This window comes from Cardinium endosymbiont of Dermatophagoides farinae (assembly GCF_007559345.1).
Classification (GTDB): domain Bacteria; phylum Bacteroidota; class Bacteroidia; order Cytophagales; family Amoebophilaceae; genus Cardinium.
Genome location: NZ_VMBH01000001.1, coordinates 657253 through 682901 on the forward strand (window position 1 = coordinate 657253; position 25649 = coordinate 682901).

Annotated in this window: 20 protein-coding genes and 1 rRNA gene; 12 read left to right on the forward strand and 9 right to left on the reverse strand. The window is 40.1% G+C overall.

The genetic code is table 11. The annotated features are described in order from the left end of the window. Positions 1-13: 13 nt before the first annotated feature. The 3 genes from tsaE to topA form a co-directional block, all read right to left on the reverse strand. Positions 14-427, reverse strand: a complete 414-nt coding sequence (gene tsaE, locus FPG78_RS03075) for a tRNA (adenosine(37)-N6)-threonylcarbamoyltransferase complex ATPase subunit type 1 TsaE (protein ID WP_144086562.1) — start codon at positions 425-427, stop codon at positions 14-16. 3 nt (positions 428-430) lie between these two features. After that, positions 431-2605, reverse strand: coding sequence for a MutS-related protein (locus tag FPG78_RS03080; protein ID WP_144086563.1), 2175 nt, complete (start codon positions 2603-2605; stop codon positions 431-433). A 139-nt stretch (positions 2606-2744) separates the two neighbouring features. Beyond that, positions 2745-5054, reverse strand: a complete 2310-nt coding sequence (topA, locus tag FPG78_RS03085; protein WP_144086564.1) for a type I DNA topoisomerase — start codon at positions 5052-5054, stop codon at positions 2745-2747. An 830-nt stretch (positions 5055-5884) separates the two neighbouring features. Between topA and FPG78_RS03090 the strand changes: the two genes are divergently transcribed. From FPG78_RS03090 to lpxA, 6 genes are all read left to right on the forward strand, one after another. Further along, positions 5885-7410: ribosomal RNA gene (locus tag FPG78_RS03090) — 16S ribosomal RNA — on the forward strand. Positions 7411-7639: 229 nt separating this feature from the next. Continuing rightward, complete coding sequence (locus FPG78_RS03095) at positions 7640-8578, forward strand: Rpn family recombination-promoting nuclease/putative transposase (RefSeq protein WP_144086565.1); 939 nt, start codon at positions 7640-7642, stop codon at positions 8576-8578. A 206-nt stretch (positions 8579-8784) separates the two neighbouring features. Next, on the forward strand, positions 8785-10704 hold the full coding sequence (gene thrS / locus FPG78_RS03100) for a threonine--tRNA ligase (protein ID WP_144086566.1): 1920 nt from the start codon (positions 8785-8787) through the stop codon (positions 10702-10704). 63 nt (positions 10705-10767) lie between these two features. Then, complete coding sequence (gene lpxD, locus FPG78_RS03105; protein ID WP_144086567.1) at positions 10768-11766, forward strand: UDP-3-O-(3-hydroxymyristoyl)glucosamine N-acyltransferase; 999 nt, start codon at positions 10768-10770, stop codon at positions 11764-11766. A 13-nt stretch (positions 11767-11779) separates the two neighbouring features. Beyond that, a complete protein-coding gene (locus FPG78_RS03110) occupies positions 11780-13207 on the forward strand; it encodes a bifunctional UDP-3-O-[3-hydroxymyristoyl] N-acetylglucosamine deacetylase/3-hydroxyacyl-ACP dehydratase (protein ID WP_144086568.1) in 1428 nt (475 codons plus the stop codon). Beyond that, a complete protein-coding gene (lpxA, locus tag FPG78_RS03115; protein WP_144086569.1) occupies positions 13194-13976 on the forward strand; it encodes an acyl-ACP--UDP-N-acetylglucosamine O-acyltransferase in 783 nt (260 codons plus the stop codon). The genes FPG78_RS03110 and lpxA overlap by 14 nt, the downstream gene beginning before the upstream one ends. Before the next feature lie 182 nt (positions 13977-14158). Here lpxA and FPG78_RS03120 read toward each other — a convergent pair whose 3' ends face one another. From FPG78_RS03120 to FPG78_RS03130, 3 genes are all read right to left on the reverse strand, one after another. Next, the gene (locus FPG78_RS03120; protein ID WP_223262052.1) at positions 14159-14527 is read right to left on the reverse strand and encodes an ankyrin repeat domain-containing protein; all 369 of its coding nucleotides are present in this window, start codon (positions 14525-14527) and stop codon (positions 14159-14161) included. Positions 14528-14529: 2 nt separating this feature from the next. Next, on the reverse strand, positions 14530-14961 hold the full coding sequence (locus FPG78_RS03125; RefSeq protein WP_144086571.1) for a hypothetical protein: 432 nt from the start codon (positions 14959-14961) through the stop codon (positions 14530-14532). Between the two features lie 686 nt (positions 14962-15647). Beyond that, complete coding sequence (locus tag FPG78_RS03130; RefSeq protein WP_144086572.1) at positions 15648-16562, reverse strand: ankyrin repeat domain-containing protein; 915 nt, start codon at positions 16560-16562, stop codon at positions 15648-15650. 451 nt (positions 16563-17013) lie between these two features. Here FPG78_RS03130 and FPG78_RS03135 point away from each other — a divergent pair, with 451 nt between their 5' ends. The 6 genes from FPG78_RS03135 to aspS all read left to right on the forward strand — a co-directional run bounded on the left by FPG78_RS03135 (position 17014) and on the right by aspS (position 24085). Then, the gene (locus tag FPG78_RS03135) at positions 17014-18756 is read left to right on the forward strand and encodes an ABC transporter substrate-binding protein (RefSeq protein ID WP_144086573.1); all 1743 of its coding nucleotides are present in this window, start codon (positions 17014-17016) and stop codon (positions 18754-18756) included. A 70-nt stretch (positions 18757-18826) separates the two neighbouring features. After that, positions 18827-19813, forward strand: a complete 987-nt coding sequence (locus tag FPG78_RS03140; protein ID WP_223261977.1) for an ABC transporter permease — start codon at positions 18827-18829, stop codon at positions 19811-19813. 7 nt (positions 19814-19820) lie between these two features. After that, the gene (locus FPG78_RS03145; protein ID WP_144086574.1) at positions 19821-20681 is read left to right on the forward strand and encodes an ABC transporter permease; all 861 of its coding nucleotides are present in this window, start codon (positions 19821-19823) and stop codon (positions 20679-20681) included. Positions 20682-20683: 2 nt separating this feature from the next. Next, positions 20684-21658 carry an ABC transporter ATP-binding protein gene (locus FPG78_RS03150; protein ID WP_186292434.1) on the forward strand — a complete coding sequence of 325 codons (975 nt, stop codon included), beginning with the start codon at positions 20684-20686 and terminating at the stop codon, positions 21656-21658. An 8-nt stretch (positions 21659-21666) separates the two neighbouring features. After that, positions 21667-22656, forward strand: a complete 990-nt coding sequence (locus tag FPG78_RS03155) for an ABC transporter ATP-binding protein (RefSeq protein WP_144086576.1) — start codon at positions 21667-21669, stop codon at positions 22654-22656. A 34-nt stretch (positions 22657-22690) separates the two neighbouring features. Then, a complete protein-coding gene (gene aspS / locus FPG78_RS03160) occupies positions 22691-24085 on the forward strand; it encodes an aspartate--tRNA(Asn) ligase (RefSeq protein ID WP_144086577.1) in 1395 nt (464 codons plus the stop codon). Positions 24086-24555: 470 nt separating this feature from the next. On the opposite strand, the gene FPG78_RS03165 is transcribed toward aspS, so the two are convergent. The 3 genes from FPG78_RS03165 to FPG78_RS07645 all read right to left on the reverse strand — a co-directional run bounded on the left by FPG78_RS03165 (position 24556) and on the right by FPG78_RS07645 (position 25487). Further along, positions 24556-24780 (reverse strand): hypothetical protein, encoded by a 225-nt coding sequence (locus tag FPG78_RS03165; RefSeq protein WP_144086578.1) that lies wholly within the window; start codon positions 24778-24780, stop codon positions 24556-24558. Between the two features lie 222 nt (positions 24781-25002). After that, a complete protein-coding gene (locus FPG78_RS03170) occupies positions 25003-25251 on the reverse strand; it encodes a hypothetical protein (RefSeq protein WP_144086579.1) in 249 nt (82 codons plus the stop codon). Positions 25252-25334: 83 nt separating this feature from the next. Further along, positions 25335-25487, reverse strand: coding sequence for a hypothetical protein (locus FPG78_RS07645; protein ID WP_223261978.1), 153 nt, complete (start codon positions 25485-25487; stop codon positions 25335-25337). Between the last annotated feature and the right edge of the window lie 162 nt (positions 25488-25649).

Here is a 25649-nt window from a genome sequence, read left to right on the forward strand (position 1 = left end):
AAGCTACAAACGCCTAACGTGTACAAATCAAATTCCTAGTGGTGGGTGTTTCTATTTCTATGGTAATCAGGAAATAATGTAGTGGTAAAATGGCTTTAATTTTTGAGGGCCATTCTATAAAACAGTAGCAGCCAGAGGAAAAATAGCTTTCAAAATCTAATGCAATGGCATCATCTATATGATTAAGCCGGTAGCAGTCAAAATGGTAAATGGGAGTATGATCTATGGTTTCGTATTCATTGATAATTGAAAATGTTGGGCTGTTAACGGTATGAATGGTTTGTAATGCTCTACAAAGCGCTTTAATCAAAGTGGTTTTACCAGATCCCATAGGACCTTCTAGCAGCCATATTTTATGATCACCGGCATGGCTTAACAAGCGATAAGCAATAGATTCGAGTGTTTCATAAGAACTTTTTAGGAGCATGTATTACCGTTTTTTTGCCTTCTTTTTTTTATCCTTCCCTTGAAGGTAGTTCAATAAAGGCCACTTTTCAGGGTTTTGAACAATATCTTCAGCTTGTTTCAATAATGCTGGATCATACCTTTCCTGTGCAAGTATTTTCAATGCAATGGCTTGGTCTGCTTCGCCTGGTACAACTTTATAGGTATAATGAATTTTTTGATCTGGTTTTTCTTCTATATAGACCTTAAAATTTTTAATCCCTCTCTCTTTAAACTTATGGGTTAGGTCCATTAAGATCGGATAATGCGTGGAAACAATATGGAGTGCATTAGGGTGTTTGGCTATGGATGCCAGTATACCATAGGCTGCCGCACTGGCTTCAATTGGATTGGTACGCGCAAAGGGTTCATCAGAAATGGTAAAAGTAAATTCATTTGGTTTGGAGTTTTCAAGCATATGCTTGTACCGTTGCATACGGTGTACCTCCACCATAAAGAGGGAATCACCAGATGCAATATCGTCCCTGAGCTCTATATAGGTATTGATCTTGTTAAAAGGGGTGATAACCGCATTTTTAGCAGCCGCAATCCCAAATGTTTGGCTGAGCAATAGGCTACTGGCTACACCACAAATAAAAGAGGATTTCCCACCTGCATTTGGCCCACAAAGGATCATGTTACGGGTTTTATGTGTATCCAGCTCTACATTGTTGTCTACAACTGTTGCAGGATTTAGCATTGGATTCCACATGCCATCTAAGGTTATGCATGGTGTGCTTTGCTCAGAACGGTCTAAGAATTTAGTGAAGGTATAGCAGTGCTCTGGAAAAGCTGCTTTGGATTCTTTGATCAAAGTAACTATGCCTATAAAGCTATCTAATTGACCCAATTCGTACATAGCTGGTTTTAGATGATCTTTATATTCTGTAAACAAGTTGTATGTAGCCAATAGCTTGCCACTATTTCCACGAATATAGGACCAATTGTCAAGTTTCATATCTAAAAGATTACCTACCATAATCCCTAGTTCAGTCGCTTCCTTACGCTTGTCTAATAAGGCCCTTATCGCGCTTAAAGAAGGGGCGTAATGGGCTTCTAATGCTTGATGGCCTGTTACAATAGTATTTACCTCTTGGATCGTTTTCATAAAAATTTGCACATCCCGCATACGACCAGCTAGATTGCAAAAAATAGCACTATATTCTTGATAGCTTTTTACTCCACAATAGCCCCGCCATATAGCCGCTGCATGCGTAACTGCTGCGCCTAAAAAGGGTAAAAATAATGGTTTTCCATCAGTGGTATTGTAACTATTGATAATAGATATGATAGAGTAAATCGGCATAAATAAGTGAAGGGAAGCATAGCTACTGCTTCTACTGCCTTCATTCCAACCTCCTTTTGAAATAGAAGTCACCCAATAATTGGCTTCGCACCAAAATAACCCTAATATAGGGATTGTAACAAACTCTCCATATATATCTAAAAGGTTTCTAAAAAAAATCCGAAGGTTAAGCCTGCTCGCTATTTTATTGGTCGCAGCATTGGCTGAAAGAAATCGCTTGTTCATGTAGCTCTTATATGCATCGGTATACAGTGGATCTGTATGGGTCCATAAGGAAAGCAAACGCTGCTCTGCCTTTTGGTAGCGTGCTAGAGATTGCTTTAGCGCTTTTAAACAAGCTGGGTCTTCTAATAATACTTGTACGGTTTGCTGGCGGTTGGATAGGGTAGCTATATCACTGGTTGGCGTTACTAAAAGTGTACCCAATGCACATTCACCTAATACAGTAGTAGTCCTATTAATTCGTGATAAGAAGTGATAAGCTGGATTACTAGATCCACCATAAAAAAGCATCAAATCTGTCCAGGCATTGCTGTTCAATATAGCTTCTTTATTTCCTGGGATGTTGGCATCAATGTCAGAAAATATTGTACGGAGTATCACCTTTCGCTGCGTACTTTCAGCTAATTTTATCTTATCTTTTTGTAGAATGGTTTCTTTCTTTGTCTTTGAAGCCAATACCTTAGAAGAGATAGGAGCAATTGGAAAAGACCTTAAATAATTACGTGAAACTTTTGCAGTAATCGATTCATCCTCTATCCTTGAATCAGCAGATGCCCAGACGCTACTGATACAACGCAATGATAAGATAAAGTAAAATATAATTATTCTTGCACAACTGCTATTATTCCTCATAATCGGTGAAGTAAAATTTAGTTTTGGGTTTGGTTGAAACAAACTTTTAGTTTGCTGGCCTTGTTACACAAGTTAATATAAGCTATTATTGATTGCTTCAAGTAAAGTTACGGCTTCGTGGGCAATCTACAGCGCTTTTTTATCTTTTTTTTGATTTTACATTGTTTTCTAAAATATGTAAACATTCCTCTAAGCTAAGCAGGTTGGGATCTGTAATATCCTTAGGAATACGTGCATGGTTTTTACCATTTTTAATATATGGCCCCCATCTTCCATTTAAAATCTGTATCATTGGATCTTCAGGAAAACTTTTAATCAGCTTTTCTGCGTCTGCTTTCCGTTTTGCTTCAATAATGGCTATGGCACCTTCTTCATTAATCGTAAATGGATCATCCGTTTTTGGTATCGAATAAAAAAGTGTACCATGTTTGATATATGGACCAAACCTTCCTATGTTAATCATCAGTGGTAGCGTCTCAAACGTTCCAACTATGCGTGGTAGTTTAAAAAGTTCTAAGGCTTCTTCTAATGTAATCGTTTCCATACGCTGATTGGCCCGTAATCCTGCAAAACGAGGGGAGGCCTCACGATCATCTGCTTCAATGCCTAACTGAACCAATGGGCCATATTTACCCAATCGGACGATTAAGGACGCATTGGTTGCTGGATCTTTTCCTAAGAGCCTGGTATAGTTTACCATCGATCGATCTATACCAGCAGTAGCTTGCACCTTAGGATAAAAACCACTATAAAACTCAGTTAACATCTGATTCCAGATTTTAGCACCTTGTGCAATCTTATCCAGCTCTTTTTCTACATGTGCGGTAAAATTATAATCAGTTACATCAGAAAAGTGTTTGACCAAAAAGTCATTGACCACAGTAGCCATATCGGTTGGAAAAAGTTTTTGTTTCTCTGCACGAACGATTTCAGTTAGTGTTGCAGTATGGATTAAGTTATTTTGTAGCGTTAATAACCTATAGGCACGTGGAAAGCCTTCACGGGATTCCAATTTGATATATCCTCTTTTCTGAATCGTGGCAATGATAGGTGCATAGGTAGAAGGACGTCCGATCTCTTTTTCTTCTAAATCTCTTACCAAAGTGGCCTCAGTATACCGAGCGGGTGGATTGCTGAACCGTTCTCTGGCCAACATTTTCTCTAAGGAAAGCTCCTGGCCTATATGGAGTGGTGGCAACATCGTTTTGTTCTCATCTGCCCCTTCTTCATCTTCCTGTTCGCGTAGATATGCCTTTAGAAAACCTTCAAATTTTAATACTTCTCCAGTTGCGATCAGTGGTTGGTCTGTTGTAGAGATTTGAATCGTTGCTATGGTTTTTTCTATTTGTGCATCAGCCATTTGAGAGGCCATCGCTCTGCGCCAAATCAGTTCATATAGCCGCTGCTCATCTTTATGGCTACTGGCTACCTTTAATGAAAAATCAGTGGGCCGTATTGCTTCATGGGCTTCTTGTGCAGTGGATGATTTAGTAGTATAACTTCTAGCCTGAAAGTAGGCAGCCCCATAGGTGGCCACAACCATTTCTGATATATTTTGTATCGCCTCTTTTGAAAACGTTACAGAGTCTGTCCTCATGTAAGAAATTTTACCTGTCTCATAGAGCTGCTGGGCCAATACCATTGTGCGGTTTACAGAATAGCCAAGCTTTCTACTGGCTTCTTGCTGTAGGGTAGAAGTGGTAAAAGGAGGGGAAGGAGATCGTTTTAATGCCTTCGTATCCAATGCTTTAATCGAAAAAAGTGCCCCTTTGCATTGTTCTAGAAATGCAAAGGCTGTTTCTTCTGTTTTAAATTTTTCTGCACCATCTGCTTTCAGTAGTTGCCCTGTCGGTAAAATAAAAAAAGCAGCTACCGCAAAACTAGAAGTGGAAACAAAACGATCAATGGCTCTTTCTCGCTCTACGACCATCCTTACTGCAACAGATTGGACACGGCCTGCAGAGAGACCAGGTTTAATCTTTTTCCACAATAATGGAGATAGGTCATAGCCTACTAGCCTATCTAAAACACGTCTGGCTTGTTGTGAATCAACTAAAGCTAAGTCGATGGTACGTGGTTGCTTCAATGCATTCAAAACAGCCATTTTGGTAATTTCTCTAAAAACAATCCGTTGCACCTTGTCATCCTTTAGCTCAAGCGCCTCTTTTAAATGCCACGAAATAGACTCTCCTTCTCGGTCATCATCACTGGCTAAATAGACACAATCAGAGCTATTGGCTAATTTTTTAAGGTGTTGTACCACCCGTTCCTTTCCGGGACTGATTTCATAACTAGGCAAAAAACCTTGCTCAATGTTAATGGCGTTATTGCCTTTAATAAGGTCTCTAATATGGCCATTAGAGGAGGCTACTTGGTAACTACTTCCTAGGTAGCGTTCGATCGTTTTCGCTTTGGCAGGTGACTCAACAATAACTAGATTTTTTGCCATAGAAATGTTTGTTATAGTAAGATATTAATTGTTATGCAATAATATTTATGTTAGATTCATCATGTATAAAGCTTAGGCCAGTGCCCACCTATCTTGCGCATTGCCTTCGCTTTACCCTATTGTGCACCCCTATTAGGAGGTTTTGGCCCCAATTTACAAATGGTTATTTGATTATAATATATTATCGCTTCTAAAATAAGTTAAAATATTTTATATAATTAGTCTAAATTAACCCTTTAAAAATGATTAGACCTTCTGCAAAACCTATTTCTAATGGCAATTTTGGTGTCGAAGCTTGTCTATGCTCCTCAAATACATTTAGTATTCTGCGGTGCTCGACTGCGCTTCTCCTAAAAACTGCTGATCACAAATAGGTTTTGAAGAAGGTCTATTGTAGTACCTGGACTATTTTTATAGCCCCAACCACTTAAGATAGCCGTTACGAGGCCAAGTAAGCCGAAATATTGCCACAGCGCTGAATAAAAACGTTCATTCAATTATTAAATCGTTTGATTATTAAGCGTTTTATGAAGCAAGAAAAGTTTTTTATCCTTTATTTCTGAAAAGCTTATTGCAAATTAGAAAAAAGTATGTACCTTTGTATCACAGTTGATCAGACTCGGTGAGCAGTCAAGTACGGTGAGTGGCCAAGTATAAGGTAATAAACAAGTACGGGGTAGTAAAGTAGTAAATTTGATTCTGGTTTAGCTTTGGTTCTTTGAAATAGATGTAGGTAAGAAACTCATTTTAAGTAATGAGGGAGAGAGAAGTGTGTGACTCAAAAAATCATTCCTAGTTTCATGATTAGGGATAACGTTAATAAAAATAATAGAAAGAAGAGTTTGATCCTGGCTCAGGATGAACGCTAGCGGCAGGCCTCATACATGCAAGTCGAGGGGCAGCGGGACACTCCGGTGTTGCCGGCGACCGGCGGACGGGTGCGTAATGCGCATGCAATCTACTTTACACTGGGGAATAGCCTCCGGAAACGGGAATTAATACCCCATATAATCTTATTAGCGCATGTTAAAAAGATGAAAGCTCCGGCGGTGTAAAATGAGCGTGCGTCCTATTAGCTAGTTGGTGAGGTAATGGCTCACCAAGGCTACGATGGGTAGGGGTTCTTAGTGGAAGGTCCCCCACACTGGCACTGAGATACGGGCCAGACTCCTACGGGAGGCAGCAGTAGGGAATATTGGTCAATGGGCGCAAGCCTGAACCAGCCATGCCGCGTGCAGGATGAAGGCTCTCTGAGTTGTAAACTGCTTTTGTACAGGAGCAAAAAAGTCCCTGCGGGGATTCTTGAGCGTACTGTTAAGAATAAGCACCGGCTAATTCCGTGCCAGCAGCCGCGGTAATACGGGAGGTGCAAGCGTTATCCGGTTTTATTGGGTTTAAAGGGTGCGTAGGCGGCTTATTAAGTCAGTTGTGAAATCCTAGTGCTTAACGCTAGAACTGCGATTGATACTATTAGGCTTGAGTTAAGAAGAGGTAAGCAGAATTTATGGTGTAGTAGTGAAATGCTTAGATATCATAAGGAATACCAATAGCGTAGGCAGCTTACTGGTCTTTAACTGACGCTGAGGCACGAAAGCGTGGGGAGCAAACAGGATTAGATACCCTGGTAGTCCACGCCGTAAACGATGATCACTCGATATACATGATACATCATGTGTGTCTAAGCGAAAGCGTTAAGTGATCCACCTGGGGAGTATACTCGCAAGGGTGAAACTCAAAGGAATTGACGGGGGTCCGCACAAGCGGTGGAGTATGTGGTTTAATTCGATAATACGCGAGGAACCTTACCTGGGCTAGAATGTGTTTTGCTACCTTGAGAAATTGAGGGTTCCTTCGGGACGGAATACAAGGTGCTGCATGGCTGTCGTCAGCTCGTGCCGTGAGGTGTTGGGTTAAGTCCTATAACGAGCGAAACCCTTTTACTTAATTGCCAGCACGTAATGGTGGGGACTTTAAGTAGACTGCCCGTGTAAGCGGGAGGAAGGAGAGGACGAGGTCAAGTCATCATGGCCTTTATGCCCAGGGCTACACACGTACTACAATGGCATGTACAAAGGGAAGCTACTTGGCAACAAGATGCAAATCTCAAAAGCATGTCTCAGTTCGGATTGAGGTCTGCAATTCGACCTCATGAAGTTGGAATCGCTAGTAATCGCGTATCAGCAATGACGCGGTGAATACGTTCTCGGACCTTGTACACACCGCCCATCAAGCCATGGGAGTTGGTAGAGCTTGAAGACAGTGGCCGTAAAAGGAGCTGTTTAGTGTTAGACCAGCGACTGGGGCTAAGTTGTAACAAGGTAGCCGTACCGGAAGGTGTGGCTGGAATATCTCTTTTATAGAGTATAATACTGTCTCTCTCTTCTTACCGCATTTATTTTAAATGCTATTTCCCTTCTTTTGAAACATCCTATTCTAAATTGTTTAATGGATCTTTAGCTTTAGTGGAAAAGGTTCGTATGATGCATCCAAGGTTGGTGCTTTGATCATCGTTTTCTATTAAGCTAATCAAATTCTATAAAAACTATGTATATTGCAATGTGTATCTAAATAATATAGAATAAGCTATGGAAAAAATTACCCCAAAAATAGATCTGGCCTTCAAAAAAATCTTTGGTGTAGAAGAGAATAAGGATTTGCTGATTTCCTTGATCAATGCTACGGTTTCGCCAGAAGATCAAGTACGTGATGTGACCCTATTAAACCCCTATAATGCCAAAAGTTTTAGAAGTGATAAGCTAGATGTGAAAGCAGTAGGTGAGACGGGTAAAATATTTAATATAGAGATCCAAGTCACCGATGAAGCAGATTATGACAAACGTGCTTTATATTATTGGGCCAAGCTGTATACAGATCAGTTAAAGGCTGCACAAACTTATTCAAAGTTACATAAAGCAATAGGTATTCACATTCTTAATTTTATTTCTATACCAGATAGCGATAAGTATCATAATGCATTCCATATCACAGAAAAAGAGAGTGGTCTTCCTTATTTTCCGGATTTAGAATTGCATACGATAGAACTGGTTAAGTTTAGTAACGATCCTAATGAAGATTTATCAAGTTTATTGAAAAAGGTAAAAAATGGACTAGATATTTGGACGGCCTTTCTAACGCGTCATGACTTACTCAATAAGGATAACTTATCGGAAGCGCTAGCGACCGATAGCCTAAAAAAGGCCTTGCATGTCTTAGATACGGTTAATTTTACCGATGAAGAGCGAATGGCTTATGAAGATCGCTTGAAATGGTGGAGAATAGAAGCTGGTACAATAGAAAAATTTCAAAAGAAAGCTAAAGAAGAAGGAAGAGAAGAAGGAAGAGAAGAGGGAAGAGAAGAGGGTATGCGGATAGGGGAAGAGCAAGGGAAGTTAGAGGGTATCCGAATAGGAGAAGAAAAAAGAAATATCGAGATTGCCAAAACCATGCTGCAAAAAGGTTACCCTTTAGAAGATGTTGTTTTGTTAACTGGGTTGTCCATCAAACAGGTAGAGGAGTTACAGTAGTGTGATTAAATTTTGCAAAAGCTAGACTATCGTATAGTCCCTTGCACATTGCAATGATACATTGCTGGACACAAAGCATAAAGTATAGAAAAACCCATTCTGAAAGTCTATCTAGCCTTAAAAAATCGGGTCTTTAAGATGCCGTGCGCACGCTGGGTATTTCATATGTTCCGGATATAATAAGCTAGCTAATTATAATACTTATAATGATTCACATGCTAATCGATGGCCACAAAAGGTCATTTCCAAAAGGAACTACTGGTTTAGCTATTGCCCAACAAATAGGGGTATCTATGGATATTTTAGCGGTTCAAGTTAATCAAGAGGTTTATGACCTCACGCGTGCAATTGAAATAGATGCTACCCTGCATTTCCTTAGATGGGAGGATGATGCAGGAAAACAGCTCTTTTGGCATTCCTCTGCACACCTTTTAGCAGCAGCTTTGGAGCAGCTTTATCCTGATGTTAAATTTGGTATAGGTCCCCCTATTGCACAAGGATTCTATTATGATGTAGATCTGGGTGCACATACTCCTGATGCTTTAGATCTAGGGGCGATAGAAAAAACAATCATTACGCTGGCCCAGCGAAAAGATCCATTTATCCGTCGAGCCGTTTCCAAGCAAGAAGCGGTCACCTTTTTTACTAAAAAGGAAGATCCTTATAAGTTAGAACTACTCGAAGGGCTAGTAGATGGTACGATTACCTTATACCAACAAGGTGATTTTATAGATTTGTGTAAGGGTGCCCATTTGCCCCATACTGGATGGGTGAAGGCTGTTAAAATTTTAAATGTTTCAGGGGCCTATTGGCGGGGCAATGAAAAAAATAAACAGCTTACCCGTATTTATGGAATTACCTTTCCTACTAAAAAAGAGCTTGCTGATTTTCTCCATGTTAGAGAAGAAGCCAAAAAAAGGAGTCATACAAAGATCGGAAAGGCCCTTGGCTTGTTTACTTTTTCTGAAAAGGTAGGGCTAGGGCTGCCCCTTTGGTTGCCTAAGGGTGCGCTACTCTGTGATACCCTGGTACAGTTTCTTAAAAAAGAGCAGCTCAACCGTGGGTATCAACCAGTGATTACCCCCCATATTGGCCATAAAAACCTTTACATCACCTCTGGCCATTATGAAAAGTATCAAGAAGATTGTTTCCAGCCCATTCGTACTGGTGAAGCTGAAGAGGAATACCTCTTAAAGCCTATGAACTGCCCCCATCATTGTGAGATTTATAATAGTGCGCCCCGTTCTTACAAAGAATTGCCCATACGTTTGGCAGAATTTGGAACTGTCTATCGCTATGAATTACATGGTGCTTTGCATGGGCTGACTAGAACCCGCTGCTTTACCCAAGATGATGCCCATATTTTCTGTCGTTCAGACCAAGTTCCAGAAGAATTTGCTAAAGTAATTGATTTAGTGCTTTATATATTTGGCTTATTGGGTTTTAAAGATTATATTGCGCAGCTCTCTTTTAGAGACCCTACTAGTGATAAGTATATAGGTCAGTCGACAGACTGGGATTTGGCAGAAGCAGCGATTCAAACCATTGCCCAAGAAAAAGGTTTACAAACCACTACTGTGCTTGGAGAGGCTGCTTTTTATGGCCCAAAGGTCGATTTTATGGTCAAGGATGTCTTAGGGCGTAGTTGGCAATTGGGTACTGTGCAGTTGGATTACCAACTGCCCATTCGGTTTGACTTGACCTATATGGGAGCTGATGGCAGGAAACATCGACCCGTTATGATCCATCGTGCCCCATTTGGTTCCCTAGAGCGATTTATAGCTATTCTTATTGAGCATACCGGTGGAAAGTTTCCACTCTGGCTAGCACCGGAACAAGTAGCGCTTTTATCGCTTTCTGATAAATATAATGATTATGCTGCGGCTGTAGAGCAAAAGTTATTAGACAAGGGGATTCGTACTACCCTAGATATCCGAAACGAAACGATTGGAAAAAAAATTCGTGAGACGACCTTGCGCAAAGTCCCCTATATCATAGTGGTTGGGGAAAAGGAAATGGCCAGTGAAACCGTTGCCGTTCGAAGACAAGATGGACAAGTCAGTATGCGTTTGGATGATTTTATTCAGCAGATTTGTGCGGAAATAGCTACGAATCGGTGCATATAGGCTGATTAAATGCTATAACAAGCAGCCATTTTTTAGTCTACTCTTTAAGTTAAAATACCCATTATGCAATGGACCATATCGGAACTGATCAAACGATTTGATGGGAAGCTATTGGCGGGTAGTGCAGATGCGATTTTAACCCATCTCTCTACCCTAGGAGAGGCCACTATTGGTGCGGTTAGCTTTTTTTCAAGCCCCCAGTATGCAACCGCTTTTTACCAAACCCAAGCTGCTGCTGTTTTGGTGGCTAAAGATTTTAAACCAGTTGCACCGGTAACTGCTGCTTTAATTGGCGTTGAAGATCCTTATCGAAGTTTTTGCCTTTTGGTAGAGGAAGTCTATCAGCAAAAAATGGATGCTAAGTCCGGCATAGAATTTCCCTCTTATATAGGCCAGCAGGTTACTGTAGGCGCAAATATCTATCGAGGGGCTTTTTCTTATATTGGTCACCATGTGGTCATAGGAAAAGGGGTAAAAATTTATCCACATGTTTATGTGGGCGATCATGTAATGATTGGTGAGGATACCATACTCTATAGTGGCGTTAAAATAGCGGCTTATACGGCGATAGGTAGCCGTTGTATCATTCATCCTGGAGCTGTTATTGGTAGTGCGGGTTTTGGCTTTGTAACCCATTCAGATGGTAGCTACAAGCGCATTCCTTCAGTTGGTAATGTTTGCCTAGAAGATGATGTAGAAATTGGTGCCCATACCACTATAGATGCAGCTACTGTAGGCAGCACCATAGTAGGTCAAGGGACAAAGATAGATAACCTGGTTCAAGTGGCCCATAATGTCCAAATCGGTAAACATACCGGCATTGCTGCGCAAGTAGGGATTGCTGGGTCCACCAAGGTAGGTGATTATTGTAGATTCGGCGGCCAAACAGGTGTTGCAGGTCACCTTCATGTAGGGGATCATGTTACGGCCATTGGTCGAGCCGGTATTACCCGCTCTTTTCCAAAAGGGCATATTACCCTTTCTGGCACACCTGCTTTTGAAAATAAAAAATTCTTATCTTGTTACGCTCGGTTTAAAAATCTGGTACCAGCAAAAAAGTAGTAAAGTAATTTATATGACACAGCGCCAACAACAGACCATTCAACGGATCATTAGCTTTGAAGGTATTGGACTCCATACGGGTAGCAGGGTGAAGGGTAGGTTGCTCCCTATGCCCATTGATACAGGCATACAATTTCAACGCGTAGATTTACCGGGTCAGCCTTGTATAGAGGCATCAGTAACCCATGTAGTCGCAACAGAAAGAGGTACAGTGGTTGAAAAAGATCAAGCACGAGTGGCTACGGTAGAACATTTGCTGGCAGCAATTGTAGGGATGCAAGTTGATAATATCTCTATCCAACTAGATGGAGCCGAGGTGCCAGATATAGATGGTAGTGCATTGGCCTTTGTAGCGCTGCTATTAGAAGCAGGATTGCTGCAACAGGAAGCCCCGCAAAAGTTTTTTAAACTCAAGGAAAAGTTTAGCTATGATGACCCAGATACCGGCAGCCATTATGCAGTCTATCCTGATACAGATTATAACCTGCATCTGACCATTGTCTACAATAGATGGCCGGTTGGGTATCAATATGCAAGCCTCTCCAAGCTAGCCGATTTTAAAGAAGCAATTGCTCCTGCCCGTACGTTTATCTATTTAGATGAAATCGCTGCCTTGTATGAGAAGGGGCTGCTACAAGGAGGAGATCCTACCAAAGCGGTTATTTTTTCTGATCATACGAACCATACAGAATGGCTGCAGCAGGTCACCCAATTATCTGGCAAACAGGTTGAAAACTTGGTAACCCCTGCTCCCTCTAGTTTATCTTCCCTGCGCTACATCAATGAGCCAGCTCGTCATAAGTTATTAGACCTGATTGGTGATATGGCCTTACTCGGTAGGCCTTTACAAGCCAAATTGGTTGCCCATATGCCTGGTCATGGCGCTAATATAGGTTTCGTTGCTGCTTTAAGAAAACATTTGTTGCGACAAGAACAAAAAGGAGCGCCTATTTGTAATCTGCACGCAACACCGCTTTTCGATGTAAAACAGATCAGTAAAATGCTGCCGCATCGCTATCCTTTTCAATTGGTAGATAAAATTATGGAGTTAGGTGATTCCTATGTGATTGGGGTTAAAAATGTGACCATCAATGAGCCTTTTTTTCAGGGTCATTTTCCTGGTACTCCTGTTATGCCTGGCGTGCTACAGGTAGAGGCACTTGCACAAGCTGGTGGGATATTGTGCCTGCATAAAGTACCAGATCCTGAGCAATATCTGACTTACTTTCTTTCCATTGATGGGTGTAAATTCCGTCGTATGGTAGTGCCCGGAGATACCCTACTATTGCATTGTGAATTACTTGCAGCTATAAAATTTAGTACTACTGAAAAGCAGTCTGTAGGGATCGCAAAGGTAAAGGGACGCATTTTTGTAGGTGAACAGTTGGCGTGCGAGGCAGTTTTATTGGCTCAAATTGTCAAGCAGTATGAAACAATCTGATATTCATCCTAGTGCTACGCTTGGCAAGGCAGTGACCATTGGTAGTTTTGTAACCATTCAGGAGGATGTAGTGATCGGTGATGGTACCTATATAGGACCTCATGTAACCATTATGTCCGGCAGCCGTATTGGAAAACACTGCCAGATTTTTTCAGGTGCGGTTATTGGAGCCGGGTCACAGGATCGCAAATCAACCACTTTAACTACTTATGTAGAAATCGGAGATTATACTGTTATACGTGAATTTGCTACCCTCAATAGAGGCACTTTTGGCAATACGGTTATAGGATCTCACGTATTGCTTATGGCTTATGTACATGTGGCCCATGATTGTATCATTGAAGATCATGTGACTGTTACCAATGCAGCACAATTGGCCGGCCATGTACAGCTGCACCACCATGCTGTAATAGGCGGTATGGCAGCAGTGCATCAGTTTATGCGGGTAGGGGCTTATAGTATGGTCGCTTCTAAAAGCATTGTACGTAAGGATGTGCCCCCTTTTATTAAAGTAGCACGAGAACCATTACGTTATTGCGGTATCAACCTAGTCGCCTTACAACGGAATGGTTTTACCAAAGCACAATGCGATACCATATACCATAGCTACCGTTTGATTTACCATAGTCAATTATTGTTGCCGTTGGCATTAGAAGAGGTCGATAAGCAGGTCCTTTGTACGCAAGAAAAAGAGATGATCCTTTCTTTTATACGAGGTAGCCATAAAGGCATTGTAAAAAAGAACAATGCCTATGGAACTATCTTGTAGAAGTATATATTGTGCTAATAGTGCGCTTTAACGACGGTGTCGTTTGCATTTCTTTTCTGCTTTCTCCAACATTCTTTCTACCTTTATTTCCTTTAGAGCAGCTAGTACTTTTTTCCTGTCCGTGATATGGATTATTATATTTTCCTCTAGACCCTTCCGAGCAGTTTTACCCTTTTTATCGACTATACAGGGATCTGCACCATTCGCCATGAAATATTGGATAGTATCCAACTTTTTTCTCTTGCTGTAATGAATAATGCTGTTTTTCCGTTAATATTTTGTGCATTTACATCTATCCCGTGTGCTACAGCAGATTTAATAATTTCCGTATTTCCTATAATTACTGCACTAAATATGGCTGTTTGATTTAAGTAGTTGCGTGCATGCACATCCACTCCATGATCTATTAAAGTTTCAAAGGCTCCTCTTGTTTTTGCATAAAATAAGGCTGTTTGCTGCCATTGGTCTTGTGCATTTAGATCTAGATCTTCCCTATGCTTTATCATCCATTTCAAAAGTTCTTCACCGTTTGGCCTGCCAGCTATGTGCATCACTAGTACTCTATTTTTTTATCTTTTGCATTTATATTTACGTTGTTTTGAGTAAGAAAATTTTTTAGATCCTCTATTGACAAATTAGGGCCTAGCTCACCACCCGATTGAATTTTCTTTATAAGATTAGCATCTGCTATTTTATCGTAAGGTTGCCCGTTGGAAACCAGGGTAGCTGGATTTGTTTGTATCGCATTTATAATACGACTTTCTGTTGCACTATCCATATTGGGTATGTGGTTGAAAGTGTAACCTTGTCTCAGTGATGTAGGCCCAAAATTTTGAATGTTTTTTCCTAAACTATTATTACCTCCTATTGTATGCAGTGCCAATTGCTTGTTTTTTATATGCTTGTATGCTGCTATTCCAGCTCCAGCAAGACTAGTAGTAGCAAACACCCCTAAGTCAATGTAAGCTTCTTTAGGCTCACTCAACTCCCAGCCTAGCTATGTACACAAGACGCCAATGTATGAAGGCTTAATAGCCCCGTAAGTAAACCTATCCTATAGTGTATATATTGTTTTTTTTCATGTAAAATTAATGTTTTATAAGGTTATAGTACTATCAATCATTGAAGACCAAGCAAGGTTATTGCAATGTATTATATTGCATTTCTTCTTAACCTTGCGCCTGCCAACTAAAAAATTATTAAGGGAAAAAACAGACCTTCTGCAAAACCTATTTGTGATCAGCAGTTTTTAGGAGAAGCGCAGTCGAGCACCGCAGCATACTAAATGTATTTGAGGAGCATAGGCAAGCGCCAAAATTGCCATTTAGCAATAGGTTTTGCAGAAGGTCTAATCTTAATAAGCAGTAATAGCTTATATAACTATGCCAGCCTAGTCTTCTATCTTTTATGGTAAAACAAAAAAATACAATTCCAAATAATTGTTGATTATGAAAACAATACTTACAGATGGAAAAACAGAAACCGCCCGCTTCGCGGGCTTGAAAGAAAGCTGTTTTTCCTAATCATCTGTAAGGGACGGCTTCTATTTCGCAACTTTTTACAAGGGTATTTTCCTATTATGGCCATAACGTTAAACGCATACAGTTAAAGTCATTGGCTGTTCGGATAGATGTTGAGTTAATAGCCTTGCTTTAGCATCTTACTAACACCTCAAGAACATTTTCTCCAATCATCCCATACCATGTCGAATATATCTAGGCGCCCGTTTGGTGCACAGTCAATTATATGGCGATGCCTAGAGCCCTTTATACAAAGATCTGCACCTTCCTTTTTGAGAAGCTCAGCACAGCCCTTGTGACCTTTAAACATTGCATAACATAGGGGTGTGCTTCCTTCATCATCTTGTGCATTTATACTTGCTCCATGTTTTAGCAAAATTTTAATATAATCCTGATTGCCTGCCCATGCTGCAGCATGTAAGGCTGTTAGCTCTGCCATTGTATCTTTTGCATTTACATCTACCCCTTTTTTTATTAAGAACTTAACATATTCTTCATTTCCAGGCTGAAGGAGTGGATAAAACAATAGCGTTTTATTTTGTTTATCTCTTGCATGTATACTGAAGCCTTTAGCAAGCCAGCATTCTAAATTACTTATCGAAAATTTACTATTCTTAATGTCTTGTATGATCTCATCATTTAAGAAAGTACCATTTTGTAATAGCCTATTATCATAGGGCTGTCCATCTGGGACGAAAGTTGTTGGGTCTGTGTGCGTTGCATTTATAATAAAACTTGTTTTTTCAGTACTCATATTTTGCATGGAATGTGTAAAGCACGGATTTACTTGTGGTATGAATGTGGCATTGCTATTGGTTGCTGCTGCGATTAAATCAGTACTATTTCCTGTTGTACAGATTGCTGACTGTGTGTTTGCGTATTTGTATATTCCTACCCCTAGTCCAGTAGCAATCAAAGATCCTGCGGCTGCGCCTATGTAAGTTTTGATACGTTTACTTGGATTCCAGCCTAGCTCTTGCCTTGTATGTACACAAGACGCCAATGTATGAAGGCTTAATAGCCCCGTAAGTAGACCTATTCTATAGTGTGTATATTGTTTTTTCATAAAAAATTAATGTTTCATAAGGTTATAGTAATCAATCATAAAGACCAAGCAAGGTTAGTGCAATGCATACTGCATCTCCTTTTAACCTTGCGCCTGCTAACTAAAAAATTATTAAGGGAAAAAATCTTAATAAGAGGTAATAGCTTATGCGTAGCCTTCATCTATTATGGTACAGCAAAAAAAATACAATTCCAAATAACTGTTGATTATGAAAACAATCGTATGAGTCGGCACTGTGGAGTCACTACCTGCAAGCAAAAAGCAAGGTAAAAGTTTCTTACCAGTTGTTTATTAAAGTAAAATAAATTAAATTGCGTGCTAGCTGCCGCTTTGTTGATATTATGTTTTATTTAGTTAAAACCCTAGTATTGGCCTTTTGGGTATCCTGTTCTGGCTAAGGTTTGCTTATACTTTTTAGGCTTAAAATTATAAACATTATAAACAATTCATTATGATTAGTAAACGGACAATATTATTATTGATGGCTATATGGGTTTTTGCTTCTATCTACTACCAAGAGTACAAAAAAAAGCAAAAGCTCCTGGCTACCCCCACGTTAAACAACGTAACACTATCCTCCATTAATGGCACTGATCCAGTAAGAATAGATGAGCGCTATTCTGCAGAAGTGGTTGGTAAGCTCTATGAAGGCTTGTATGAATATCATTATTTAAAAAGGCCCTTCCAGTTGGAACCTAATCTTGCTGAGGGGATGCCTTCCATTGCTCCAGATGGTTTGGTTTATACTTTTAAAATTAAGAAAGGTGTTCTATTTCACGATGATCCATGTTTCCCAAATGGGAAGGGTCGGGCCCTTAAAGCAGCTGATTTTGTTTTTAGCTTAAAGAGGTTAGCAGATCCTAAAAATATGGCGCCTTATTATGGCCTTATAGATGGCAAAATCAAAGGCTTGGATGCATGGAGGCATCAGCCAGATTACACAAAAGAAGTAGAAGGGCTAACGGCATTGGACGACCATACCCTTCAGGTTACCCTTACCCAACCTTGGGGCGCTTTTTTAGATTTTTTAGCTATGCCGGCCGCTTTTGTTGTTGCTCCGGAGGCTGTAACCCGTTATGGTGCTGAGTTTGTGAACCATGCGGTAGGTACAGGTCCTTTTATCCTAGAGGGCGGGTTTAATCCGCAAGCCAAGCAATTGACTTTTATAAAGAATCCTCTGTTTAGGGAAAAATTATTTCCTGCTGAAGGAGATGCCGAATATCAGTCTATGATAGCGGCTTATGGTGGTAAAAAGTTGCCTTTGGTAGACAAGGTGGTGACCGATATCATTACTGAAGAACAGCCACTTGCGTTAAAACTACAAAGTAAAGAACTGGATATGGCCCTCATTAGTGGTTCTGGTATTGCATTGGATATGATTGAAAACAATACGCTTTTATCAAAATGGGGTAAAAAAGGGTTGGTCTTGGCACAATCCCCTAGTGCCAGTACGCAGTCTTTTTGCTTTAACCATAGCCATGAGATTTTTAATAATACCTGTTTAAGGCAGGCTATGTCTATGGCTTTTGATAGAGCGACTTATAACCAAATTTTTTATAAAGGTGCGGCTCAGCTGGCGCAATCGCTGCTGCCTCCTGTATTAATGGATGGGGCTAATGCGTTGGAGCATACTTATGGGTATAACCTTGAACGTGCAAAGGAATATTTGGTTAAAGCAGGCTATCCAGGCGGAAAAGGGCTGCCTGTGATTACACTTGATGCTATTTTTGGAACCAGTTCTAAAGATAAAGCAGAATTTTTTGCTAAGTGTATGGCGCGTATTGGCATAGAAATTCAAGTGGTAACCAATGTTCCTGCAGAGCACTGGAAGAAGATGGCTAATGGGTCTACTATGATGCATCTGGTGGCATGGAAGGCTGATTATCCGGAACCTTCTTCTGTTTTTCAGATACTCAGTAATAAAAGCTTGTGTGGCTTATTCTATGAAAATGCGCACTTTAATGCATTGTTCGATAAAGCTATGGCTACAACCAATTATGCAGAAAGGAAAGCACTTTATTTAGCGTTGAATAAAATAGTAGCTGAAGAAGTACCTATGATTTATGCGCTGCATGTTTCACAGCAATACCTCCATTATAACTGGGTTAAAAATGTAGTTTCTAATGATTTTTGTCCATCTCTAGATGCATATATTGCAGTGGATATGGCTGCAAAGATCAAGGCTACGAAGTAGCCTCTTGTTTTGCCTATTTTTCTCTTCGGGTATAGCAGCCTTTTAATTTGTTTTGAATCCATTTGGGTAAATGGAAGGGGTGATTTACACGAAGGGTAACTCCTCTTCCATTTTTATGACCTATCTTTTTTTATATCTTCTAAGAAGGCTCTGCTATGCGCTTTCAGTTATTGTAGGAGCTACTTTTTTAATCTTTATTATCTTTAATATTCTTGTAGGAGACCCTACGCATATTTTGTTGGGTAAATATGCAACACCGGAAGCTATGGTGCTACTCGCTCGTGAACTAAGTTTAGATAGGCCTTGGCATCTGCAGTATTGGGAGGTGTTAAAATCTGCTTTTACCTTTAACTTTGGCTACTCCTGGACCACCAAGCAGCACATTTTAAAAACATTTCAAGAAGGCGGACTGGTTTCCTTAACCGTTACATTACCCGCTTTTTTCATAGGCAATGGATTGGTGATAGCTGTTGCCCTTTGGATGACCCAATATAGAGGAACCATTTGGGACCGCCTTTTGGTTATCTTCTGTATTGTAACGACCAGTATTTCTTTATTGGTTTATATCCTAATTGGTCAGCTGTTTTTTGCTTGCAAGTTGCGGCTTTTTCCAATAATGGGTTATGAAAAAGGCTTTTTCGCTTGTGTGCCTTATATCATTTTGCCCACTATTATTCTGGTGTTGCTTCATTTTTGTTACCACTACCGTTTTTATAGAACCATTATGTTGGAAGAAATCTACCAAGACTATGTCCGTACTGCACGGGCAAAGGGGCTGCAGGAAGAGACGGTCTTATTTAAACATGTCTTTAAAAATGTAATGGTCCCTATTATTACAACCTTTGTAAAAGACTTTCCATCATTGTTATTTGGTTCTATAGTAATAGAAAATTTTTTTGGCATACCAGGATTAGGAAATGTAGTAATAGATGCTATAAGCCGTTGTGATTTTCCAACCATTAAAGCAGCCACTATAATGGCTGCCGTGCTCAGTATCTTGTGTAACATAGTGGGTGATGTGTTGTATACTTTGGTTGATCCACGCATAAAATTATAAGAAGGCTATGCATCAATATAATCTACTCCATCAATTTGGTTTTAGTAAAAAAGCCTTATTAGGCAATAAGTTAAACCTTTTTTGTTTTGTAACCTTATTGGGCTATATCTTAGTGGCGTTATCTACTAAAGTAGGATGGCTCGCAGCCAATTGGCAGGAAGAAGTAGGTCCCTCTTATCAGCACCCTAATGGTCTACATTATTTTGGCACAGATGTTTTAGGTAGAAGTGTCCTAGCCAAGGTTTTACATGGTGCGGAAGTAGCCATGCGTGTAGGCTTTATTGTAGCCTTATGGTCCGTTGTGATTGGCGCTACCTTTGGCATAGCAGCTGGTTATTTTGGTGGCATACTCGATGCATGCGTAGTTTGGCTCTATACGGTTGTAACGGCTATTCCCACAATGATTTTACTGATGGCAGTTTCCTTTGTGCTGGGAAAGGGTATCCAGACCGTTTGTATTGCACTGGTTATAACAGAATGGACAGAAACCTGTCGTTTGGTTCGAGGTGAAGTGATGCGCCATAAAGCTAGAGAATATATGCAGGCAGCTTCGGCTATTGGTGCCAGTAGTCTTCGTAAGATTTTTGTACACCTATTACCCAATATGCTTCCCTTGATTATCTATCAGTTTTCTTTGGTTTTCCAAACTGCCATCAAGCATGAGGTGATTCTTTCTTATCTGGGTATGGGTGTTCAAAACAAGCCCAGTTGGGGAATTATGATTAATGATGCCAAAGCAGGATTACTCAGAGGTATTTGGTGGGAGCTTTTTTTTGCCACAATGGCTATGTTTTTACTGGTTCTTGTGTTTAATATTTTAGCGGATGCATTGCGGGATTTATTAGATCCAAAGTTAAAAGGTCGATAGGTATGAAAATTCTTGAAGTTAAAAACTTAATGACGCAATATTATACGGGTAAAAAGATGACCACAGTGGTGAATAATGTTTCCTTTGATCTTTTTTCCGGTCGTTCCCTAGCCATTGTGGGAGAATCTGGCTCTGGTAAATCAGCCATGGCGCTTTCGCTGATGCGGCTGATTGAACCCCCTGTGGGTAGCATTACTGCAGAAGCTATTTTGCTCGAAGGAAAGGATATTTTACAACTGTCGCTAAAAGAGATCCAAGAGATACGTGGCAATCGTATTTCTATGATCTTTCAGGAACCCATGACGGCACTCAACCCAGTTTTTACAATTGGTGAACAGATTATGGAAACAATTCAGTTGCATCAGCGGATTCCAGCAAAAGAGGCAAAAAGTCGCTGTATAGCCTTGCTAACGCTAGTGGGTATACCAGCTCCCCATCAACGTATGCTAGAATATCCCCATCAGATTTCAGGTGGCATGCGACAGCGGGTCATGATTGCGATTGCATTGGCTTGTGGGCCATCTGTATTGATTGCTGATGAGCCTACTACTGCTTTAGATGTCACCACTCAGGCACAAATTATGGATCTTATCCAAAGGCTCCAAGTAGAAAAAAATATGGGTATTATACTGATTACCCATGACCTTGGCATGGTAGCTGAAGTATGTGATGAGGTGGCGGTTATGTATAGTGGTAGCATTGTAGAAAAAAGTTCGGTACAAGCTATCTTTAATGCGCCATTGCATCCCTATACACAGGCGTTATTGGATGCGATTCCTCCTTTATCTGGGCGCGTTCGTAGGTTGCGTACCATTGGAGTGGTGCCTCCCTTATCCGATCTTCCCATTGGCTGTTCCTTCCAAGACCGTTGCCCCAATGTACAGGATCGATGCAGAACGCGTACACCACTCCTTCAAGAAGCGCGTGCTGGCCATTCCGTAGCCTGCTTTTATCCATTACAAAATGGTCCTAAATAGTAAAAGGTATGCAAGCCAATACAGAAATTTTATTAAAAGTAGATCACCTTTGCAAGACCTTTCCTGTAAAGCATCACCTCTTAGGCCATACAATTGGTAAGGTCTCTGCTGTGAATGATGTAAGCTTTACCCTATACAAGGGAGAGACACTTGGCTTAGTAGGGGAATCTGGTTGTGGCAAAACCACGCTGGGTAGAACCATTTTGCGGTTGATTGAACCTACTAGTGGGCGCATTATTTTTGATGGGGTAGATATTACCCACTGTAGTGCTGGGCAGATGCGCAGCATACGAAGAAAAATGCAAATTATTTTTCAAGATCCTTATGCTGCTTTAAATCCTAGAATGGCTATCCGTCAGATCCTAGAGGAACCGATCAAAATTCATCATCTGGCTGATGGCAAAGCAGCAGCTACCAATCGCATCTATCAACTACTGGATTATGTGCGGTTGCCTAGAGCTACCCTATGCAAATATCCCCATGAGCTTTCTGGAGGGCAACGCCAGCGCATTTGCATAGCAAGGGCATTAGCCGTTGAACCTGCCTTTATCGTTTGTGATGAGGCCATTGCTGCATTAGATGTTTCGGTGCAAGCTCAGGTGATTAATCTTTTAATGGATTTGCAAGACGAACTAGGGCTGACCTATCTCTTTATTTCGCATGATTTAAGAGTGGTAGAATTTATAGCCAACCATGTTGCGGTGATGTATCTAGGCAAGATTGTAGAAACTGCTTCAGCAGCAGAAATCTATAAAAATCCTAAGCATCCCTATACCAAAGCGCTTTTTTCTGCTATACCGGCTATTCATCCAGCTAAGCATAAAGAGCGGATTATCCTACAAGGAGATGTGCCCAGTCCAAGGGAGTTGCCTAGTGGCTGTTATTTTCATCCACGTTGCTGGAAAGCGGCAGCACAATGTGCTGCCATCCATCCAGCACTTATTCAAACAGAAGAGGAAAATCATCAAGTAGCTTGTCATTTTCCAGAAACCAATTAAATAGTAGGTCTATTTTATTAAAAAATTAAAACATATGTATCCACTTTCAGAGATCAAAAATCTTTCTAGTTTAGATAATCAGCAAGTCGTTAGGATTAGAGGCAGGGTCTTTTCTAAGAAAGACTGTGGCCGGGTATTGTTCTTGATAGTACGAGATGGTATCGATACCTTACAAGCAGTTCTAGTAAAAAGTAAAGAGGGAAATCCCCTATCTATAGCCGACTATAATCTATTGCGTAAAATTGAAAATGAATCTTTTGTTGAACTCGTTGGTCAGATTTATTCCCCTGAAAAAGCTGTATTGGCTTGTTCTCAGCAATCGATTGAGTTGGCTATAATGGAGTATACTGTACTCAGTAGGTCTGTATTAGATTTGCCTATTACCTTAAAAGAAGCAGCTTGTATAGAAGATAAGAAAAATGAAAATCAGCTATTTTCATCTGTTCAATATGTAAAGCGATTGGATAATCGCGTATTGGATTTGCGTACTGACCTGGCGCAGGCTATTTTTCGAGTCAATGATGGCATGCTTTTCTATATACAGCAATATCTGCGTGGACATGGGTTTGTAGAAATCAAAACACCTAAACTTATAGGTGGTGCTTCTGAGGGCGGTGCAGATGTATTTAAGGTAGACTATTTTGGTAAGCCTGCTTGCCTGGCACAGAGTCCCCAGCTCTATAAGCAGATGGCGATTATAGGTGATTTCAAGCGGGTGTTTGAAGTTGGACCTGTCTTTCGTGCAGAAAACTCCGATACCAATAGGCATCTTACAGAGTTTATAGGCGTTGACCTTGAAATGGTTATAGATCAGAGCTATATGGAAGTCGTCCATCTGGTGTACCAGCTATTGGTTGATCTATTTGGTGCATTAAATAAAAAATATGAACGAGAAATTGCCATTATACAATCTTTTTTTAATGTTCCTGCCATAACCCTTGCATCAGCGTTGGTCGTGGTGCCTTTTCCCGATGCAGTTGCTTTATTGAAGGCCCATGGAAAGGAACGGGGAGATTTAGAGGATTTCTCTACAGAGGATGAAAAGCAATTGAGTGCTATTGTAAAAGAAAAATACCATACAGACTTGTATGTGGTTACACGTTATCCATCTTGTGTGCGCCCCTTTTATACGATGGTTGATCCAAATGATAAGAGATATACCCATGCCTATGATTTTATGTTACGAGGTGCAGAAATTCTCTCTGGTGCACAGCGGATACATGACCATACCACGTTGTGTGGGCGTGTTGTTGAGTTGGGTATAGCACCCAGTACCATAGCCCATTATTTGAATGCATTTAAGTATGGTGCACCTCCTCATGCAGGAGTTGGTATGGGCCTAGAACGTATGTTAAAGTATTTTTTGGGTTTACCAGATGTGCGCTACAGCAGCCTATTTCCCCGTGACCCTAAGCGGTTGCATCCTTAAGCAGTTATCAAGCAGCTATTTTGTTTTACATATAAAATAGCTGCACATGACTTGGACCTCTATTGGTAAGGAGGATTTGTCCAGAACACTACGCAGCATATTAATAACCATATCCGCTATAGCCTCAGTACATGTCTTCGCACATTTATATCTATGTGCTGCATTGATATAACTATTCAACTTACCAATAAGGCTATTATTTGCACGCTCATTAATGTGAGGCAGCATCACTGTATTGACATGGCTAAGCAAGCTAGCAATAACGGCATTGCTTACATACTTTTTTTATTAACAGCAGGAAATATAACACTATGCACTGCATTGACATGATTAAGCAATTTAGCAATAAGGCTATCTTCTACATGTGCATTAAGATCATAAGGCAATACATTATAATATATATAAATACGAAATAACTCAACAGCGCGCTTCAGGTCATGTTTACTTTCATTATTTGCGCGCGTGGCACATTAAAGAAGCCGTTCGGTTATCCAGTCCCTAAGTGCATCAATGTTGTTGTTACATGTGTATTTAAGAATATGAGCAAGGATATTTTGTTTGCTTGGTTCATCAATAAGCATAGAAGCATAACTATTACTGCTCTGTGTTGCTTCATATATACTATGCCGATGCGTTATATTACTACATCCTCCTAGCATTAGTAGATACAATAGGTAAACTTTTTTACTAGACATACTATTTGCAGTTATGCGTTTACAAAACAAAGATTTGCTTGTTCGATGCAAATTTTAATAGCATCAGCATACGTCTTTGTATCCTTTTTTACATATTAGACCTTCCTCAAAACCTATTTGTGATCAGCAGTTTTTAGGAGAGGCGCAGTCGCCAGAATACTAAATGTATTTGAGGAGTATAGACCACAAAATTGCCATTTAGCAATAGGTTTTGCAGAAGGTCTATTGATACTTATGAGCTGCATCTATAAGTAAGTGTACAATCCAATTATCATAGATATATTTATCCAATAGCTCTTTTATGACTTCATAAAAACTGTACAAACGTGCAAAAGGCTTTAAAGAAGCAATAAGATTATTATTTGGATGAAGATAGTGCGGCACCATATCAACCAGCTGTTGACGAAAACTTTTAACAATTTTCTCTTGATCATCCTTATTGTCCAAGTTGGTAGGCCTGCCAAGTTGCATAAGATTTTCGCTTATCTGATACTTAAGTATATCATTCAGGCGGTTAAAACTATGTCTATGCGCTATAAGCTTGGATCGCCTGTTTATTCCAGATTGCTATACGTAGCAGTGCAATGGCTATCGTTTTCTTGCTTGCTACTATGTATACCATCCGCAGCCATCGTATGGTTGTATCCTCCTAACATCAATAGATGCAAAAAAAACAAAAACAAATAAGATAAGTAAACTGTTATCATAAACATAGCTATTTTAATATATGAGTTATCGAAATAAATGCCTCCCCTATATTCCATGCAAACTTGTTGGTTGTACTAGGAATACTCACCAAGCGCTTATATTAATAAATATTTTAACTTTTTCAAAAAAACTTATTAAAAAATTTACAATAACTTGGTTGA